Genomic DNA, 17,497 nt, shown 5'->3' with positions numbered 1-17,497 from the left:
ACGCAGGGAATTCCATGCGGAACGTGATCATTTGCATCGCGAGTGGGTGTCTCGGAGTGTGAGGCACGCTGTCCGGCATGCGGCCTGGTCACTAGGCTGGGCGCATGCCCTCTACTGCTACCGGATCCCGCGAGGCTGCCCGCTTCGAGATGCCCGAGCAGCTGCGTGGCGATGTCCGCCGACTCGGTGACGCACTCGGCGAGGTGCTGCGCGAGTACGGCGGTCCCGCGCTGCTGGCGGACGTCGAGCGGCTGCGCGAGCTGACCATCGCTTCGCACCACGAGGACCGGACCGTGGCCGACGATGCCGCGGTGCAGGCTGAAAGCCTGGTGGCGTCCTGGTCGCTGGAGCGCGCCGAAGAGGTCGCTCGTGCGTTCACCGTCTACTTCCACCTGATCAACGCTGCCGAGGAGTATCACCGGGTGCGTGCGCTGCGCGCCGGCGACCGTCCCGACCGTCCGCTGGCGGGAACGGTCGCGCAGGCCGTCGGCGAGGTGGCCCGGCTGGCCGGCGCCGAACGCGCCGAGCACCTGCTCGACGGGCTCGAGTTCCGTCCGGTGCTCACCGCCCATCCCACCGAGGCCCGCAGGCGTGCCATCGTCACCGCGATCCGCCGGGTCGCGAACCTGCTCGAACGGCGCGACGACCCGCGCCTCGGCGCGTCCGAGGACAACGAGACGCAGCGGATGCTGCTGGAGCAGATCGACGTGCTGTGGCGCACGGCTCCGCTGCGCGCGCAGCGCCCCGGCCCGCTGGACGAGGTCCGCACCGCGATGTCGGCCTTCGACGACGTGCTGTTCCAGGTCGTCCCGCAGGTGTACCGCCGCGCCGAGATGGCGCTGCGCCGCAACGAGCACGGGGACGGGCACGAGGGCGCCGACGCCGAGGCCGATGCCGACGCGCCGGTCGCCGCGCCGCGCGTGCCCGCGTTCGTCCGGCTCGGTTCCTGGATCGGCGGGGACCGGGACGGCAACCCGCACGTGACCAGCGCCATCACCCGGCAGGCCATGGCGATCCAGTCGGACCACGTGCTGTCCGCGCTGGAGAACGCCTGCACCCGGGTGGGGCGCGCGTTGACCCTGGACGCCGGGACGACGCCGCCGTCGGCGGAGCTGCGCCGGGTGCTCGAGGACGCCGAGGCGGCCCAGCCCGAGCTGTACGCCGAGACCGCGTCGCGCTCGCCGAACGAGCCGCATCGCATCGCGCTGCTCTACACCGCCGCGCGGGTGTCGGCCACCCGGCGCCGCGACGCCGACCTGTCGTACGGTTCCGCGGCCGAGCTACTGGCTGATCTGCGCACCATCCAGGCCAGTCTGGCCGAGGCCGGCGCCGCGCGGCAGGCCTACGGTGAGGTGCAGGGCCTGGTGTGGCAGGTCGAGTCGTTCGGCTTCCACCTGGCCGAGCTGGAGGTACGCCAGCACAGCGCCGTGCACCGCAAGGCGCTGGACGAGATCCGCGCCGGTGGTGAGCGGTCCGAGACCACCGAGGAAGTCCTGGCGACGCTGCGGGTCATGGCCCAGATCCAGGCCCGGTTCGGGCCCGAGGCCTGTCGGCGCTACGTCGTGTCGTTCACCCAGTCCGCCGACGACGTCGCGGCGGTGTACGAGCTGGCCCGGCACGCGCTGGACGGCAGGCAGCTGCAGATCGACGTGGTGCCGCTGTTCGAGACCGGGGCCGATCTGGACGCCTGCGTGGACGTGCTGAACGGCGTTCTCGGACTGCCGGACGTACAAGCGCGGCTGGACGCTACCGGGCGCCGGTACGAGATCATGCTCGGCTATTCCGACTCGGCCAAGGACGTCGGGCCGGTGTCCGCGACGCTGGCGCTCTACGACGCCCAGGCCCGGCTGACCACCTGGGCCGCCGACAACGACATCACGCTGACCATGTTCCACGGCCGCGGCGGCGCACTGGGCCGTGGCGGCGGCCCGGCCAACCGGGCGGTGCTGGCGCAGGCGCCCGGATCCGTCGACGGCCGGTTCAAGCTGACCGAGCAGGGTGAGGTCATCTTCGCCCGCTACGGCGACCCGGCCATCGCCCGCCGGCACATCGAGCAGGTCACCTCCGCCGTGCTGCTGGCGTCCACACCCGAGGTCGAGGACCGCGCGTCCGCGGCGGCCGTGGAGTTCGAAGACGTCGCCCAGCGGATGGACGAGGCGGCTCGCGAGGCGTACCACTCGCTGGTGCACTCCGAGGGGTTCGCTGCCTGGTTCGCTCGGGTGACCCCGCTGGAGGAGGTCGGTTCGCTGCCGCTGGGCTCGCGCCCGGCCCGGCGCGGGCTGAGCGTCTCGTCACTGGACGATCTGCGGGCCATCCCGTGGGTGTTCTCCTGGTCGCAGACCCGCGTGACGCTGCCCGGCTGGTACGGCCTCGGGTCCGGCCTGGCCGCGGTCGGCGACCTGGACCGGCTGCGCCGCGCGTACGAGGAGTGGCCACTGTTCACGGTCATGATGGAGAACGCCGAGATGTCGCTGGCGAAGTCGGACCGGCGCATCGCGGCCCGGTACCTGGCGCTCGGCGACCGCCCGGAGCTGACCGCGCGGATCCTCGACGAGCACGATCGCACCACGCAGTGGGTGCTCGACGTCACCGGGCACAGCAGGCTGCTGGAGGATCGCCGTGTGCTCGGCCGGGCGGTCGCGCTGCGTAACCCGTACGTCGACGCGCTGTCCTACCTGCAGATGCGCGCGTTGCACACGCTGCGCAAGACCGACCTCGAGGCGGGCTCGGACGCCGAGGCGGCCACGCGCCGGCTGCTGCAGATCAGCGTCAACGGCGTGGCCGCCGGCCTGCAGAACACCGGCTGATCCGCCGTGCGCCGGACGGTCGAGGCGTGTAGACGATCAGGTGACAGATCGGCGCGATTTCGCGCGCGGTGTGCACCTGATCGTTTTCGGTCCGAATTCCGAGACGCGATCAGGTGTCCGGCTGGCGCGAACGTCTGCGTCGTCCCGGATCTTCTGCACCTGATCACCTCGGCTCGGACGATCAGGTGCAGAAATGGTGATCAGGTGTCGTCATGTGGTCGGTGAGGTGGGTGGCGAGTACCGGGTCGACCAACGCGGACGTCGCCGCGGCGGCCCGGGACGGAACGGCCGAAGGGCTGCTCGTCGTCGCGGATCATCAGACCGCCGGGCGGGGCAGGCTGGACCGGCGCTGGGAGGCACCGGCGGGGGCGTCTGTCGCGATGTCGTTCCTGCTGCGGCCCGACGACGTGTCCGTCGTCCGGTGGCCGTGGCTTCCGCTGCTGATGGGGGTCGCCGTGGTCGACGCGGTCGACGCGGCCGGTGCTCGCGACGTGCGGCTGAAATGGCCGAACGACGTGCTGGCCGGCGGGCGGAAGCTGGCGGGGATCCTGGTCGAGCGGGTGGACACACCACTGGGGCCGGCCGCCGTCGCCGGCGTCGGTATCAACCTGTCCCAGGCCGAGGAGCAGTTGCCGGCCGGTGCGACGTCGCTGCGGCTCGCCCGCGCCGACGTGAAAGCCGTCTCCGGCGCTGACGCCGTCTCGGGTACCGAGATCGACCGCGAGGACGTCGTCGCCCGCGTGAGCAGCAGCCTCGAACAGCACTACACGGACTGGCACGCCGCGGCCGGTGACCCCGCGGCCGGACTGGCGGCAGCGTACGCGCAGCGCTGTGACACTCTCGGGCGCGACGTCCGCGTCGAACTGCCCGCCGGCGGGGACATGACCGGCAGGGCGGTCGAGATCGACGAGTTCGGGCGGCTGGTGCTGGACACCGGGGGTGCGACGACGGCCGTGGGCGCCGGCGACATCGTGCATCTGCGCCCGGCCGCGGCCGGCTGAGCCCGCCACCGGCGTCAGAGCCACGTCGCAGCGCCGTCGTTCACCCGATCGGCACGTCGTCGTGCCAGGATTCGCCCATGGGGTTTGCGGAGAAGTACCTCAGTGACGACGAGCAGGTCATCTACCACCTGCGCACGCACGCCAAAGCGCTGATCCTGCCGGTCGTGGTGTTGTTGCTGCTCGCCGCCGGTATCGGGTTCGGCCTGGGCGCGCTGCCCGACGACGAGACGATAGGCACCGTCGGGCGCTGGGCGATCCTCGTCGTCGGCGTCGTCGTCCTGATCGGGTGGGTCGTGTGGCCGTTCCTGGCCTGGTTGACCACGACCTACACGGTGACCAGCGAACGGCTGCTCACCCGCCGTGGCATCCTCACCCGGACCGGCCGTGACATCCCGCTGCGCGTCATCAACGACGTCGCCCACGAGAGGAACCTGAACGACCGCATCCTGCGGTGCGGCACACTGGTGGTCTCGGCGGCCAGCGAGCAGGGGCAGGTGCGGCTGCGTGACGTCCCGCGGGTGTACGAGGTGAAGCTACGGCTGAGCGAGCTGGTGCGTGAGGCGCACGACGAGGACGAGCGGCAGTGAGGCGGCACGGAACCCGGTGACCATTCCCCCTGACCCGTCGCGGCGTCCCACGCCCGACGAACTGGAACGGCTGCTGCTCGGCGCCACCCGCCGTTACACCCGCGAGCAGGTCGCCGAGGGCGCCGGGCTGAGCGTCGCCGAGGCGCAGCGGTACTGGCGCGCGCTCGGATTCCCCGATGTCGGCGACGAGCAGGCCTTCACCGTGTGGGACATGGAGGCGTTGCGAGCCGTCGCCGACCTGGTCCGCGACAGCGTCGTGGACGAGGCCACCGCCGTGCAGATGGTGCGTGCGCTGGGCCGGATGACCGGGCGGCTGGCCGAGTGGCACGTCGAGACGCTGGCCGAGATCGTCGAGGAGGCCGAGGCCGGGAACAAGGGCACCGGTAGCCGGCTCACCTCCGGGTACCTGGTGGCGCAGAAGCTGCTGCCGGAGTTCGAACGGCTGCTGATCTATGCTTGGCGCCGAAAGCTGGCCGCGTCGGTGAACCGGCTGGTCGCGATCGGGCGGATCGGGGAGGCTCCGCTGCTGGCGGCGCCCGCGTCCGTCGGATTCGCCGATCTGGTGTCGTTCACCCGGCTGTCCCGCGGGCTCAGTGTCGAGGACCTCGGCGAGCTGGTCGAGCGGTTCGAGGCCACGACGAACGACGTCATCTTCGGCAGTGGCGGCCGGGTGGTGAAGACGCTGGGCGACGAGGTCGTCTTCGTCGCGGAGAGCCCGCAGACCGCCGCGGAGATCGGCTGCCGGCTCGTGGCGGAGATCGGCGACAACCCCGAGCTGCCGGACATCCGTGTCGGCATCGCGACCGGGCCCGTCGTCGCGCGGCTGGGTGACGTGTTCGGCACGCCGACGAACCTGGCCGCCCGGCTGACCGCGGTGGCCGAACGGAACACCGTGATGGTCGACGAGGCGACCGCCGACGAGCTGTCGGACAACACGCGCTTCGCGCTGCGTGCGCTGCCACCGACGACGGTGCGCGGGCTCGGCGCCGTGTCGACGTACACCGTGAGCGCCCGCCGCTGACGACGGATCGCACCATGCGCCGGGCGCGGCGGGGACGGCATCGATCGGCGGCGATCGCATTCCGGTAAGGTCCGCGGCATGGCGAGCGCGGCGGCGGTGCGACAGGCAGTGATCTTGGCCGGTGGGACGGGCTCGCGGCTGCGACCGTACACCGACACCGTCCCCAAGGCCATGATCGAGATCGCCGGGCGCTGCATCATCGACCACCAGATCGAGTGGTTGGCCGAGGCCGGGGTGCGTGACGTCATCGTGTCCGCCGGGCATCTCAGCGATGTCCTGTCCGACCATCTGGCCGCCGCCGGTCAGCCGCTGCGCGTGCGGGTCGTCGTGGAAGAGGAACCGCTTGGCCGCGGTGGCGGGCTGAAGTTCGCCGGTTCGCACCTGCCCGAGCCCGAGCACACCTGGTTCGCGCTCAACAGCGACATCTGGACCCGCTTCGACCTGCAGGCCATGGCGGCGCACCACGTGGAGCGGCACGCGGTGGCCACCATCGGGCTGGCCCGGCCGCGGATGCCGTGGGGCGTGGTCGAGGTGGACGAGTTCGGGCGAGTGGCCGACTTCGTCGAGGCGCCCCCGTCGCCGTACCCGATCAACGGCGGCATCTACGTGTTCGCCGCCGAGATGCTGGACCTGCTCCCTGGCGTGGGCGACCACGAGCGCAGTACGTTCCCGCTGCTGGCCAAGCAGCGCCGGCTCGCGGGGTTCCCGATCGAGGGTTACTGGCGGGCCATCGACACGCCCAAGGACGTCAGCGAGGCCGCCAAGGACATCGGTGCCACCTCCCCATGATCATCGGCACTTTCCTGGCTATATGGCGGGAAAGTGCCGATGATCATGGGGGACGGGCAGTAGCGATCAGCTCGTGAACGGGATCGACAGTACCGAGCTCGGGTCGTCGGGTGCGTCGGCGAGTACGTCGCTGGTCTGGTTCCCGATGGCGCTCCAGAGCTCCAGCCGGACCGTGCCGCTGTCGAGATCGCCCCACGACCCCGAGGCGTCCCGCAGCCCCTGCTCGTCGCGGTACTCCTCCCAGCCCGGGAGGTCGTTCGTGGCGAAGTAGGCGTAGGTCTCCACGCGATCGAAGGTGCCGTCGCCCTGCAGGTCGTACGACACCCGCGCCTGGACCGCGTTGCCGACGTTCGCTCCGGAGTCGACCTGCAGTGTGAAGCCGGTGCCGTCGCCGGTGTGCGTTCCGGTGAGTCCGGTCGCCTCCAGGACGACGGGCCGGTACGGCGTGCCGTCGTGGTTGGCGCCGTCGGCGGAGGGGACGGTGACGGTCGACGCGACGGTGCGCTGCTGTGTCGACAGGTGGTCGGCGCGCAGGTGGAGCGTGCCGTCGCCGACGTTGCCCGGATCCCCGGGGTCACCGGGATCACCCGGGTCACCGGGATCGCCGCCGGCGCCGGACGAGGTCGCCAGCTGTCCCGGCGGTACGGACAACGTGGTGCCGTCGGAGAACGTGACGGTGCGCGGGGCGTCGCCGGCGTTGAACGCGACGTGGGTGCGGGTCGCGCCGTCGGAGAACACGGCATAGTGGGGCGTGTCCGCGGTGACGGAGGTGTCCACCTGGCCCACCTCGGCGAGCGTGGACACCCACTGGTACGTGTGCGCCTTGGACGAGCCCGACTCCGGTTCGTAGTCCTGCCACTGCGCCTCGAACGCCGCCAGGGCCGCGTCGCCGTCCGACAGTGCGCGCTGTGCCCAGTGGATGTCGCGCCAGACCTGCGGCTCGCGCCCGAGGCGCTCGACCAGCGACGCGTACATCTCGGCGGCATGCTGCGGGTCGTAGCCCAGGTAGAGGGAGCCGGCGGTGATCGGCAGGTAGTTGATGCCGTAGTGCTCCTCGTCGCTGCCGTCCCACCAGATGCGGTAGTCGCCGCCGTCACCCCACACCATGCCGACCACGTCGTGGGCGAAGTCGGCCGGGAACGTGTCGCCGTCGGAGTTCTGCCAGTACCGGCTCATCGCCGAGGCCTGCGTGGTGTGCATGTACACGCCGAGGTCGCGGATCTGCTCGTCGCCCAGCAGTGAACCGAGTACCGCGGTGCTGGCGGCGAAGTGCATCGCCTCCGACGACGACTCCTGGTTGTTGCCGGCGGCGAATCCGGCGTGCCCCGACGCCCACCCGTGTCCCGCGTACGGCGAGAACGAGCGTAGCCACGGGAACCGGGTGTCGCTGCGGTCCGGATTGTTGGCGTCCTTGAGCACGGTGGTGACCATCGGTCCCCACTGGTCGTCGGAGATCCACGCGGGGCGGTAGCGCCCGATGGTCGCAGCAGCTGTGACGAAGTAGCCGTAGTGGAAGTCGTGGTCGTTGAGCTCCTGGTCGGCGCCGTAACTGGACGGGTAGCCGATCAGGGTGTCCCAGGTGGCGTCGTAGTAGAACCGGGCGTCGTCGCCCGCGCCGCCGGCGGTCAGCCAGTCCTCCATCCGGGTCTCGAGCAGGTCGAGCAGGCCGTCGCGACCGGCGGTGTATCCGATCGAGTCGGCTATCGGCACCAGCTGGGCGAGCCTGCCGAGCGCCTTGCCGGTCCAGTAGGTGTCGACGGCGCCCTTCCACGGGTCGTCGGCGTTCAGCTCGGCGTCGATGAGCGCCCGCAGCCGGTCGTGGTCGGCGGAGTCGACGGTCGGCAGGCTGGGCAGGATGCCCTGGGTGGTGAGCTCGGTGACGAAGTGGCCGCCCTCGACCACCCGCATCGGCCCGCGCGGCGAGGCGTAGCGCAGCCCGGTCAGCCCGGTGGTGGTCTCCTTCCACTGGTGCGGGTACAGCGCCAGCAGCGTGCCGGTGGCCGTGCCCTCGCGCGCCTCGGTGGTGACGGAGTAGAGGCTGGTGAGGGTGGCGGCTGCCGGGTCGTAGTCGTAGCTCAGCTCACTGCCGGTGACGAACGAGTACGCGTACGGCTCGAACGTGGCCAGGTCGGCGGGGTCGGGGAGGACGGCGACGGAGACGTACCCGGCGCCGTCGGCGGTGAACGTTTCGCCGGAACGCGACCAGGCGATTCCCGACGGGGCGAACAGCGCGTAGTGTGTGTCCCCGACCGTCACGCCGACGGTGGAGCCGTCGTCGTGCCACACCTGCGGCGCCGAGGTGAACGTCGCGGTCGCCGGGCCGCCGGAGATGTCGGCGTAGGCGAACGGGAGCCCTTGGCCGATGGTCGCGCGCATGGTGCGGGTGCTGTCGGACAGGTCGGTGGTGACGGTCCAGTCGCTGTAGCCGGCCACCCGGGCGCTGGGGGCGTTCAGCCCCTGGATGCCGAGAGTGAGGTCCGGCCGGTGCGGGAACTCGTACTTGTTGGCGTTGCCGACGATCTGATGCGACGGGCTGTGCCCGATCTCGAGTCCGCCCGCGCGCGCCTTGAACGTCAGCGGGTGCGCGTGCAGGTTCTCGCCGTACGGGTTGTCCGGATAGCGCTGGAAGATCAGCGACGACCACCAGTCGTTGGTGGCGACCGGCTGGTCGAAGTCCGGCGTGACCTTGGGGGTGACCGCGGCGCCGGTCAGGTCGCTCGGGCCGCTGGTGCCGGCCGGCTGGTCGGTGGTGTAGCTGCCCGCGCCCACCGGAACCTGGTCGGCGGAGGCGGGGGCGGCCTGGGTCAGCAGGGCGGCCGTCATGACGAGTGCGGTGGATGCCGAGGCGGCGGCGCGGGCGAGCGGTGCACGGCGCGGGCGGCGACAGGGTCCGGGCATGAGCGTCTCCTCTGTCGGGAGCGAGATGTGCGAGCGCTGTCGTGTTACACCACACCGCCAGTGACTCTTTGTGTCAACAACTGGAAAGAGGGTTACCTATTCGTTATGTGCGTGGCCGGTGCGCGACCACGGCACGACGGGCGCGGAACCGGCACGACGAGCAGTGGGGACACGCCGTGGACCCGGCCCCGAGTGATCGGCGTACGCTGCCCGGCGTGAACAGCGTGACGATCCTCCGGCCCGACGACGCGCCGGGTGTGGCCGAGCTGGTCCTCGACCGCGCCGAGGCGCTGAACGCGATCTCCACCGAGCACGCCCGAGCCATCGCGGCGGCCACCGCGACGCTCGCCGACGACGCCACCGTGCGCGCCGTCGTCGTCTCGTCGGCCTCCGACCGGGCGTTCTGCGTCGGCGCGGACCTCAAGGAGCGCAACACGCTGGACGACGACGGTCTGCGCCGCCAGCGCCCGGTGTTCCGCGCGGCGTTCACCGGCGTGCTCGACCTGCCGGTGCCGACGGTCGCCGCGGTGCACGGGCATGCGCTGGGCGGCGGCCTGGAGCTCGCGCTGTCCTGTGACCTGATCGTCGCGGACGAGACGGCGACGTTGGGGCTGCCGGAGGTGTCGGTCGGCGTCATCCCGGGTGGGGGCGGTACCCAGCTGCTGACCCGCAGACTCGGGTGGTCGCGCGCCGCCGACCTGGTGTTCACCGCGCGGCGGATGGACGCGGCGGAGGCGTACCGGCTGGGGCTCGCCGACCGGCTGGTGCCGCCGGGCGGGGCTCGGGACACCGCGCTCGAGCTGGCGGCCACGGTGGCCGCGCACTCGCCCGTCGGCGTACGCAGCTCCAAGCGCGCCATGCGCCTCGGGTTCGACGCAGATCTGCGGGCGGGGCTGGAGATCGAGGACGCCGCATGGCGCACCACCGCGTTCAGCGGGGATAGAAAGGAAGGGGTCGCCGCGTTCAACGAGAAGAGGCGTCCGGATTGGCCGGGTGAGTGACGATGAACGAGCTACCGCAGCGGGTGAGCATGCGCGAGGTAGGCCCGCGCGACGGCCTGCAGAGCGAGGACCCCGTCCCTACCGCGGCCAAGGTGGAGCTGATCGACGCGCTGTCGCGGACCGGCGTGCGCCGCATCGAGGCGGTGTCGTTCGTGCACCCGCGTGCCATTCCGCAAATGGCCGACGCCGACGACGTCTGGCGCCAGGTCACCGTCGCACCCGACGTCACGTACTCGGCGCTCGTGCCGAACGTGCGCGGAGCCCAGCGAGCCCTGGCCGCCGGGTTCACCGACCTCGAGGTGGTGGTGTCGGCGTCCGACACGCACAACCGGGCGAACGTCAATCGCTCCACCGACGAGTCGGTCGGTGAGCTGGCCGAGCTCGCCGAGCTCGTGCACGCCGGCGGTGCCACGCTGCAACTGATCGTGTCGACGGCGTGGGGATGCCCGTACGAGGGAGATGTCAGCGTCGAGCAGGTGCTGCGGGTGGCGCGCGGTGGTGCTGCGGCCGGCGTCGACTCGCTCGCCTACGGCGACACGACCGGCATGGCCACCCCGACGCGGGTGACGCGGCTGGTCGGCGAAACCCGATCGGCCCTGCCCGGTATGCCCCTTGGCCTGCACTTCCACAACACCCGCGGCACCGGGCTGGCGAACGTGTACGCGGCGCTGCAGCTCGGCGTCGACGACTTCGACGCGTCGGTGGGCGGGCTGGGCGGCTGCCCGTACGCACCCGGGGCGTCCGGCAACATCGCCTCCGAGGAGCTCGTGTACATGCTCGAGGACATGGGCATCGACACCGGCGTCGACCTCGAAGCGCTGATCGAGGTCGCCGGCCTGGCCGAGCGTCTGATGGGGCGGCAGCTGCCGTCGCAGGTGCTGCGGGCCGGGCCCCGGACCAGAACCACGGCGCCGACGGCCTCGGCGTGACGCCGCTGCCTCAGGCCGAGTCGGTGGCCGGGCGGCGCGACTCGTGGGACGGGAACACCCACGTGCGGTAGGACCAGAACCGGAACAGCGTGCCGAGGCCGAGTCCGACCACGTTGGCCGCGATGTTGTCCGCGAGCGGGCCGGACAGGCCCAGCACGTAGCGGGAGAAGCCGAGGCACCCCAGCGCGATGCCGAGGCCGATCCCGTTGAGCAGGAAGAACAGCGAGTACTCGCGGGCCAGCCCGGTACGGGCGCGGTGCCGGAACGTCCACAGCCGGTTGCCGGTGAAGGTCACGGCGGTGGCGGCGGCGACCGAGACGGTCTTGGCCCACAGCGGGGAGTCGTGCAGCGGCCCGCGGCCGTCGGCGCCGCTGAACAGCAGCGCGTTGAAGATCACCAGGTCGACGACGAAGCCGACGCCGCCCACGGTGGCGAATTTGGTGGCCTCGCGGATCAGGTGGTGCAGGCCGTACCAAACACGCGTCGCCGCACCCAGCAGTCGCGAGGTGCGGCGCGGCGGCGGCGCGGTCTCGAGCACGCGGCCAAGGGTAAGCCACAATGCGACTTTCGTCCTACTGGCCGCTGGGCCAGCGCGTTGACCTGCGCGGATGCTGGCGGCATCCGGACTGGCCGACGGTCCGGCAACGGCCGTCACGTACCCTCGTCCCTCGTGGGAGACGAAGCGACGTGGCCCGTGGTCGGCATGGTGGGCGGCGGGCAGCTTGCCCGGATGACACAACCGGCCGCCCTGACGCTCGGGGTCCGGTTGTCGGTGCTCGCCGCCTCGGCGCAGGAGTCCGCGGCCCAGGTGGTCAACGGTCCGGTGGTGGCCGACGAGAAGTCGTACGCCGATCTGCGTGCCTTCGCCGACGGATGTGACGTGCTGACGTTCGATCACGAGCACGTGCCGCCAGAGCACCTGACCGCGCTGGAGACCGCCGGCGTCCCCGTCCGTCCGGGGTCGGGTGCATTGCTGCACGCTCAGGACAAGGGCGTCATGCGGGCGCGGCTGGGTGCACTGGGCGTGCCCTGCCCGAGACACCGTGTCGTCACCGGGCCGGACGACGTCGCCGCGGCGGTCGCCGAGCTCGGCCCGCGGATCGTGCTCAAGACCACACGTGGCGGTTACGACGGCAAGGGCGTCTGGCCGGTCGACGCGGACACGCCGGCCGAGGCCGTCGCCGAGCCGTTCCGCGCGGGCGTGCCGGTGCTGGCCGAGGAACACGTCGACTACGCACGTGAGCTGTCCGCGGTGATCGCCCGCTCGCCGCACGGGCAGGCGGTGGCCTATCCCGTCGTCGAGTCCGTGCAGCGCGACGGGATCTGCGTCGAGGTCGTGGCGCCGGCACCCGGGCTGGACGGCGAGCTCGCCGCCCGGGCTCAGCACATCGCGCTGACCGTCGCCGCCGAGCTGGACGTCGTCGGTGTGCTGGCGGTCGAGATGTTCGAGACGACGGACGGGCGGCTGCTGGTCAACGAGCTGGCGATGCGGCCGCACAACTCCGCGCACTGGACCATCGACGGTGCGGTGACCAGCCAGTTCGAGAACCATCTGCGCGCGGTTCTGGACCTGCCGCTGGGTTCCCCGGCCGCCCGCGCGCCGTACACCGTCATGGTGAACGTCCTCGGCGGTGACCTGCCGGACGTCTATCCCACCTACCGTCATGTCATGGCCCGGGATCCGGAGCTGCGGGTGCACTGGTACGGCAAGGGCGTGCGGCCGGGCCGCAAGGTCGGGCACGTGACCGCCTGCGGCGACGACCTTCCGGTGCTGCGGGAGCGGGCCTGGCACGCCGCCGACTACATCCGCGGAGTGATCGATGAGTGATCCGGGAGACACGACCGAGCTGGTCACCGCGCGCGGTGACGGGCAGCCGCTGGTCGGGATCGTCATGGGCTCGGACTCGGACTGGCCGGTGATGTCCGCGGCCGGCGACGCGCTCGACGAGCTCGGCGTGCCGCACGAGGTCGGCGTGGTCTCGGCGCACCGGATGCCGCAGGCGATGCTGGACTACGGCTCGTCCGCGGCCGAACGCGGCCTGCGGGTGCTGATCGCCGGCGCCGGGGGAGCGGCGCACCTGCCCGGCATGCTGGCGGCGGTGACGTCGCTGCCCGTGGTGGGGGTGCCGGTCCCGCTGAAGCACCTCGACGGCATGGACTCGCTGCTGTCGATCGTGCAGATGCCGGCGGGTGTTCCGGTGGCGACGGTGTCGGTGGGTGGGGCGCGCAACGCCGGGTTGCTGGCCGCGCGGATTCTCGGCACCTCCGACGCTGACCTGCGCGGACGGATGGACGCGTTCCGGTCGGTCCTCGACGCCGGTGCTCGTGCCAAGGGCGAGGCGCTGCGCGACCGGCTCGGCTGAGCACGGGCCGGCTGCCGGGCCGGGGGTTGGGCGAGTCGCCACCAATGGGTTAGATTAGGCATCCCTTACGCTTTTCCGTCGCCGAGCAGGGAGCCGAACGTGCCGTCCACGCTTGTCGCCGACTCCGTCCATGCCGGATACGACTCCGCTCCGGTGCTGCGCGACGTCAGCGTCGACCTCACGCCCGGCGGAGTGACCGTTCTGGTCGGGCCGAACGGCTCCGGCAAATCGACGCTGCTGCGCACCCTGGCCAGGCTGCACGACCCTACGGCCGGCGCCGTCACCGTCGACGGCGAGGACGCCGGCCGGCTGCGCGGACGTGAGCTGGCCCGCCGGCTGGCGTTCCTGCCGCAGGGCTCACCGATCCCCGCCGGGCTGACGGTGCGCGAGCTCGTGGGCCACGGCCGCTATGCCCATCGCGGTGCTCTCGGCCGGGTGCGCGCGCACGACCACGACGCCGTCGACTGGGCACTGGAGGTCACCGGCACCACCGCGTTCGCTGGACGGCACGTCGACGGGCTGTCCGGCGGCGAGCGGCAACGGGCCTGGATCGCCATGGTGCTGGCCCAGCAGACCGGTGTGCTGTTGCTGGACGAGCCCACCACCTACCTGGACCTGCGATACCAGGTCGAGGTGCTCGCGCTGGTGCGCAGCCTCGCCGACGAGCACGGCATCACGGTCGGCCTGGTGCTGCACGACCTCAACCAGGCGGCCGCCTACGCCGACCAGGTCGTCGTGCTGTCCGACGGCACCGTCCTGGCTTCCGGCACGCCCGATCAGGTGCTGACCGGCGCCACGATCGAGACCGCGTTCGGCCTGCCCGTCCACGTGGTCGCGCATCCGCTGACCGGCCGCCCCACCTGCCTGCCCTACGGATCGCCCGCGCCTGCCGCGATGGCGAGCTGACCCCGCCCGGCGTTGCCGATCTGTCGCACCCCTGCATCACCACCAGCACGCTCATCACGAAGGAGACCATCCGACCATGCGACGTCTTGCGTCTGCCGCCGCGAGTGCGGCCTGCCTCTCGCTGCTGCTCGCCGCCTGCGGTTCCGACGACTCCACCGCCGAGACGTCGGGCGGATCGGGCGGGGCGGGCGACGGCGGCGTGTCCATCGACACGCTGCACGGACCGGTCAGTCTGGACGAGCCCGCGACCGACGTCGTCGCGCTCGAGTGGTCGCTGGCCGAGGACCTGCTGGCGCTCGGGGTCGAGCCGGTGGGCGTCGCCGACGTCGAGGGCTACGGGACCTGGGTCGCGGCCGGGCCGCAGCTGCCGGACGACGTCGTCGACGTCGGCACCCGGCAGGAACCGAGCCTCGAGCAGATCCGGGCGCTGGAGCCGGACCTCATCCTCACCGACGACGACCGCTCCGCCGGAAACCTCGCCGACCTCCAGGACATCGCGCCGACGTACTCGTCGGACTTCTACGGCCAGGAGGGCGGGCAGCTGCAGGCGATGCGCGACACGTTCACCAACATCGCCACGCTGACCGACACCGAGGACACCGCCAAGGACGTCCTGGCAGAGCTCGACGCGCGCACGAAGAAGTTCGAGACCGCGCTGGCCGAGTCGGACGCGCCGAAGACGTTCGTCCTGGCGCAGGGCTACACCTACGAGGGCGCCGCGACGGTGCGCATCTTCGGTAAGCCGACGATGGCCTCGGAGCTGCTCGAGAGCGCCGGGATGACGAACGGCTGGAGCGGCAAGACCGACGACTACGGGCTCACCGACACCGACGTCGAAGGGCTGACGAACGCCGACCCGTCCTCGTCGTTGATCTACGTCGCTCAGGAAGGCGACAACATCTTCACCGGCAAGCTGGCGGACAACCCCGTCTACCAGGGCCTGGAGTTCGTCAAGAACGACCGTGTCCACCCGATCGACCCGGGCACCTGGCTGTGGGGCGGCCCGGTCACGGCCGTGACGGTGTTCGACGAGGTCTCCGCAGCGCTCGGGCTGTGAAACCGGCGCCGCGCCAGGGCGGGCGCGGGACGCTGCTGCTGTGCGGTGCGCTGGCCGTGCTGCTCGTGGTGGCGGTCATCCACGTCGGCCAGGGCAGCTCGGGCATCGGCTGGGGCGAGCTGATCGGGCTCGTGACCGGCGACGCGTCCGACGAGGTCCGTGCGATCTTCACCGGGAGCCGGCTCCCGCGCCTGCTCACCGGCCTGGTCGCGGGCTCGGCGCTGGCCGTGTCCGGGGCGCTGGCCCAGGCGGTCACCCGCAACCCGCTGGCCGCGCCGGAAACCCTTGGTGTCAACGCGGGTGGCTACCTGGCCGTGGTCGCGGTGGCAGCCGCCGGCGTGAACCTGGGCGCGTTCGGCTCGGTCGGGCTCGCGACCGTCGGCGGGCTCGTCTCGGCCGCGGCCGTGTGGGCGCTGGCCGGACGGCGCGGACTGACGTCCGGCGGCCGGGTGCTGCTGGCCGGCACCGCCATCACGATGGCGCTGATGTCGCTGGCCACGCTGTTGCTGGTGTTGTTCGAGCAGAGCACCCAGGGGTTGTTCTTCTGGGGCAACGGATCCATCGCGGCCATCTCGTCGACGCGAGCGCTGCAGCTCGGCGTCGTCCTGCTGGCGGTCGGCGCGGCGACGGTGACGCTCGTCCGCCCGCTGGACCTGCTGGCGGTCGGCGACCAGGGCGCGCAGGCGCTGGGAGCACGGGTGGGCAGGGTCAAGCTCAGCGCCCTCGGGCTGGCCGTGCTCGCGGCGGCGGTGGCGGTGACGGTCGCGGGGCCGATCGCCTTCGTCGGTGTGGTCGCACCGGTCACGGTGCGGCTCCTGGGTGTCTTCCGGCACGCGTTCGTGCTGCCCACCGCGGCGCTGCTGGGGGCGGCGCTACTGCTGGGCGCGGACGTCGTGGCGCGGTCGTTCCTGCGCAGCGCCAGCACCGGGGAACTGCCCGCGGGCGTGATCACCGCTGTGATCGGCGCCCCGATCTTCATCCTGCTGGCGCGGCGGATGCGCATCGGCAACGTCGACGACCAGGCGGCCGTGGTGGCGCGCCGGCGGCTGCCGTTCGTGCCGCTGGCGGTGGGTGGCGGGGTGCTGCTGGTCGTGGCCGGCCTGGCCTCGCTGAAGGTCGGCGACGTCACCGTGACCTGGGCGCAGGTGGCCGGCTGGCTCGGCGGCGCCGACGACGGCGTGGTCGAGGGACGGTTCGGCCGGATGGCCGTCGCGGCCACCGCCGGCGCCTGCCTGGCCGTCGCCGGGGTAGCGGTCCAGGCCGTGGTGCACAATCCCATCGCCGAGCCATCGATCATCGGAGTCACCGGCGGCTCCGGTGTCGGCGCGGTGGCGGCGCTGATGCTCGCGCCGCAGGCACCGGCGTGGGTGCTGCCGCTGGCGGCGCTCGCCGGTGGTGTCGGCGCGATGGTGCTGCTCCTGGCGGCCGCCGGGCGGCGGGAGGCGCGCGGATGGAGCCTCGACCCGACCAGGGTGGTGCTGGTCGGCATCGGCGTCGGCGCGTTCGCGACCGCGGTGATCGCGGTCCTGGCGCTGCAGGCCCAGCTGGCCGTCAACCGGGCGCTGACCTGGCTGGCCGGCAGCACGTACGGGCGCGGCGTGGAGGACCTGCGCTGGCTGGTCGTCCCCGTCTTGGTCGGCATCGTGCTGGCAGCGCTGGGCCGGTCGATGGACCTGCTCGCCTACGGCGAGGACACCCCGCGTGCGCTGGGTCTCGGGCTCGGGCGGATGCGGCTGACCGTGTTGATCGGTGGTGCCGTCCTGGCCGCTGGTGCGGCGTCGGCTGTCGGCACTGTCGGGTTCGTCGGCCTGGTTGCCCCTCACACGGCCCGGGCGCTGGTGGGGCCGTCGCATCGGCGGTTGATCCCGGTGGCTGCGATGTTCGGTGCGGTCCTGGTGGTTGCCGCGGATCTGGTGGGCCGCAGTGTGCTGGCGCCGCGGGAGATCCCGGTGGGTCTGGTCGTGGCGCTGGTGGGCGCGCCGTATCTGGCCTGGCTGCTGCGCCGCTCCAACCGCGGCAGCCTCGTCTGACACTGGCCGGGGCGGCGGGGCGTTCGGGGCGGATCCGTACGCGCCAGGACGGTCCTGGCCGCTTGTGGGTCGTCCTCCCTCTGGCCGGTTCCGTGGGGATCTGAGCGC

14 protein-coding genes are annotated in these 17,497 nt (G+C 72.1%); 12 read left to right on the top strand and 2 right to left on the bottom strand.

The window, feature by feature from the left end; all coding sequences use genetic code 11:
* The first annotated feature begins 104 nt into the window (after nt 1-104).
* From CLV30_RS12700 to CLV30_RS12680, 5 genes are all read left to right on the top strand, one after another.
* Nucleotides 105-2,807, top strand: a complete 2,703-nt coding sequence (locus CLV30_RS12700) for a phosphoenolpyruvate carboxylase (RefSeq protein ID WP_106537589.1) — start codon at nt 105-107, stop codon at nt 2,805-2,807.
* 212 nt (nt 2,808-3,019) lie between these two features.
* The gene (locus tag CLV30_RS12695; RefSeq protein WP_205740680.1) at nt 3,020-3,808 is read left to right on the top strand and encodes a biotin--[acetyl-CoA-carboxylase] ligase; all 789 of its coding nucleotides are present in this window, start codon (nt 3,020-3,022) and stop codon (nt 3,806-3,808) included.
* 77 nt (nt 3,809-3,885) lie between these two features.
* A complete protein-coding gene (locus tag CLV30_RS12690; RefSeq protein ID WP_106537588.1) occupies nt 3,886-4,395 on the top strand; it encodes a PH domain-containing protein in 510 nt (169 codons plus the stop codon).
* Between the two features lie 16 nt (nt 4,396-4,411).
* A complete protein-coding gene (locus tag CLV30_RS12685) occupies nt 4,412-5,416 on the top strand; it encodes an adenylate/guanylate cyclase domain-containing protein (RefSeq protein WP_170119643.1) in 1,005 nt (334 codons plus the stop codon).
* A 78-nt stretch (nt 5,417-5,494) separates the two neighbouring features.
* On the top strand, nt 5,495-6,205 hold the full coding sequence (locus tag CLV30_RS12680) for a nucleotidyltransferase family protein (RefSeq protein ID WP_106537586.1): 711 nt from the start codon (nt 5,495-5,497) through the stop codon (nt 6,203-6,205).
* 66 nt (nt 6,206-6,271) lie between these two features.
* Here the strand turns inward: CLV30_RS12680 and CLV30_RS12675 are convergent, their stop codons facing one another.
* Entirely contained in the window at nt 6,272-9,103 is a 2,832-nt protein-coding gene (locus CLV30_RS12675; RefSeq protein WP_106537585.1) for a glycosyl hydrolase, read from the bottom strand.
* A gap of 215 nt (nt 9,104-9,318) precedes the next feature.
* Here CLV30_RS12675 and CLV30_RS12670 point away from each other — a divergent pair, with 215 nt between their 5' ends.
* Together CLV30_RS12670 and CLV30_RS12665 are read left to right on the top strand one after the other, a co-directional pair.
* Nucleotides 9,319-10,104, top strand: coding sequence for an enoyl-CoA hydratase/isomerase family protein (locus CLV30_RS12670; RefSeq protein WP_205740678.1), 786 nt, complete (start codon nt 9,319-9,321; stop codon nt 10,102-10,104).
* A gap of 2 nt (nt 10,105-10,106) precedes the next feature.
* Entirely contained in the window at nt 10,107-11,033 is a 927-nt protein-coding gene (locus CLV30_RS12665; protein WP_106537584.1) for a hydroxymethylglutaryl-CoA lyase, read from the top strand.
* A 10-nt stretch (nt 11,034-11,043) separates the two neighbouring features.
* On the opposite strand, the gene CLV30_RS12660 is transcribed toward CLV30_RS12665, so the two are convergent.
* The gene (locus tag CLV30_RS12660) at nt 11,044-11,571 is read right to left on the bottom strand and encodes a GtrA family protein (RefSeq protein WP_205740677.1); all 528 of its coding nucleotides are present in this window, start codon (nt 11,569-11,571) and stop codon (nt 11,044-11,046) included.
* Nucleotides 11,572-11,703: 132 nt separating this feature from the next.
* Here CLV30_RS12660 and CLV30_RS12655 point away from each other — a divergent pair, with 132 nt between their 5' ends.
* From CLV30_RS12655 to CLV30_RS12635, 5 genes are all read left to right on the top strand, one after another.
* A complete protein-coding gene (locus CLV30_RS12655) occupies nt 11,704-12,861 on the top strand; it encodes a 5-(carboxyamino)imidazole ribonucleotide synthase (RefSeq protein WP_240723238.1) in 1,158 nt (385 codons plus the stop codon).
* The gene (gene purE, locus CLV30_RS12650; protein ID WP_106537583.1) at nt 12,854-13,396 is read left to right on the top strand and encodes a 5-(carboxyamino)imidazole ribonucleotide mutase; all 543 of its coding nucleotides are present in this window, start codon (nt 12,854-12,856) and stop codon (nt 13,394-13,396) included. Before CLV30_RS12655 ends, purE begins: the two co-directional genes overlap by 8 nt.
* Before the next feature lie 99 nt (nt 13,397-13,495).
* A complete protein-coding gene (locus CLV30_RS12645; protein WP_106537582.1) occupies nt 13,496-14,302 on the top strand; it encodes an ABC transporter ATP-binding protein in 807 nt (268 codons plus the stop codon).
* A 76-nt stretch (nt 14,303-14,378) separates the two neighbouring features.
* A complete protein-coding gene (locus CLV30_RS12640; RefSeq protein WP_106537581.1) occupies nt 14,379-15,359 on the top strand; it encodes an ABC transporter substrate-binding protein in 981 nt (326 codons plus the stop codon).
* Nucleotides 15,356-17,389 (top strand): iron ABC transporter permease, encoded by a 2,034-nt coding sequence (locus tag CLV30_RS12635; protein ID WP_205740676.1) that lies wholly within the window; start codon nt 15,356-15,358, stop codon nt 17,387-17,389. The genes CLV30_RS12640 and CLV30_RS12635 overlap by 4 nt, the downstream gene beginning before the upstream one ends.
* The last annotated feature ends 108 nt before the right edge of the window (nt 17,390-17,497 follow it).

It is taken from the genome of Haloactinopolyspora alba, from assembly GCF_003014555.1.
Taxonomy (GTDB): domain Bacteria; phylum Actinomycetota; class Actinomycetes; order Jiangellales; family Jiangellaceae; genus Haloactinopolyspora; species Haloactinopolyspora alba.
This window is presented reverse-complemented; position numbering and strand designations above follow the sequence as displayed.

Excerpts from the sequence above, each read along its gene's own strand:
- CLV30_RS12700 (WP_106537589.1), top strand. The coding sequence starts at position 105 with ATGCCCTCTACTGCTACCGGATCCCGCGAGGCTGCCCGCTTCGAGATG.
- CLV30_RS12695 (WP_205740680.1), top strand. The coding sequence starts at position 3,020 with ATGTGGTCGGTGAGGTGGGTGGCGAGTACCGGGTCGACCAACGCGGAC.
- CLV30_RS12690 (WP_106537588.1), top strand. The coding sequence starts at position 3,886 with ATGGGGTTTGCGGAGAAGTACCTCAGTGACGACGAGCAGGTCATCTAC.
- CLV30_RS12680 (WP_106537586.1), top strand. The coding sequence starts at position 5,495 with ATGGCGAGCGCGGCGGCGGTGCGACAGGCAGTGATCTTGGCCGGTGGG.
- CLV30_RS12675 (WP_106537585.1), bottom strand. The coding sequence starts at position 9,103 with ATGCCCGGACCCTGTCGCCGCCCGCGCCGTGCACCGCTCGCCCGCGCC.
- CLV30_RS12665 (WP_106537584.1), top strand. The coding sequence starts at position 10,107 with ATGAACGAGCTACCGCAGCGGGTGAGCATGCGCGAGGTAGGCCCGCGC.
- purE (WP_106537583.1), top strand. The coding sequence starts at position 12,854 with ATGAGTGATCCGGGAGACACGACCGAGCTGGTCACCGCGCGCGGTGAC.
- CLV30_RS12640 (WP_106537581.1), top strand. The coding sequence starts at position 14,379 with ATGCGACGTCTTGCGTCTGCCGCCGCGAGTGCGGCCTGCCTCTCGCTG.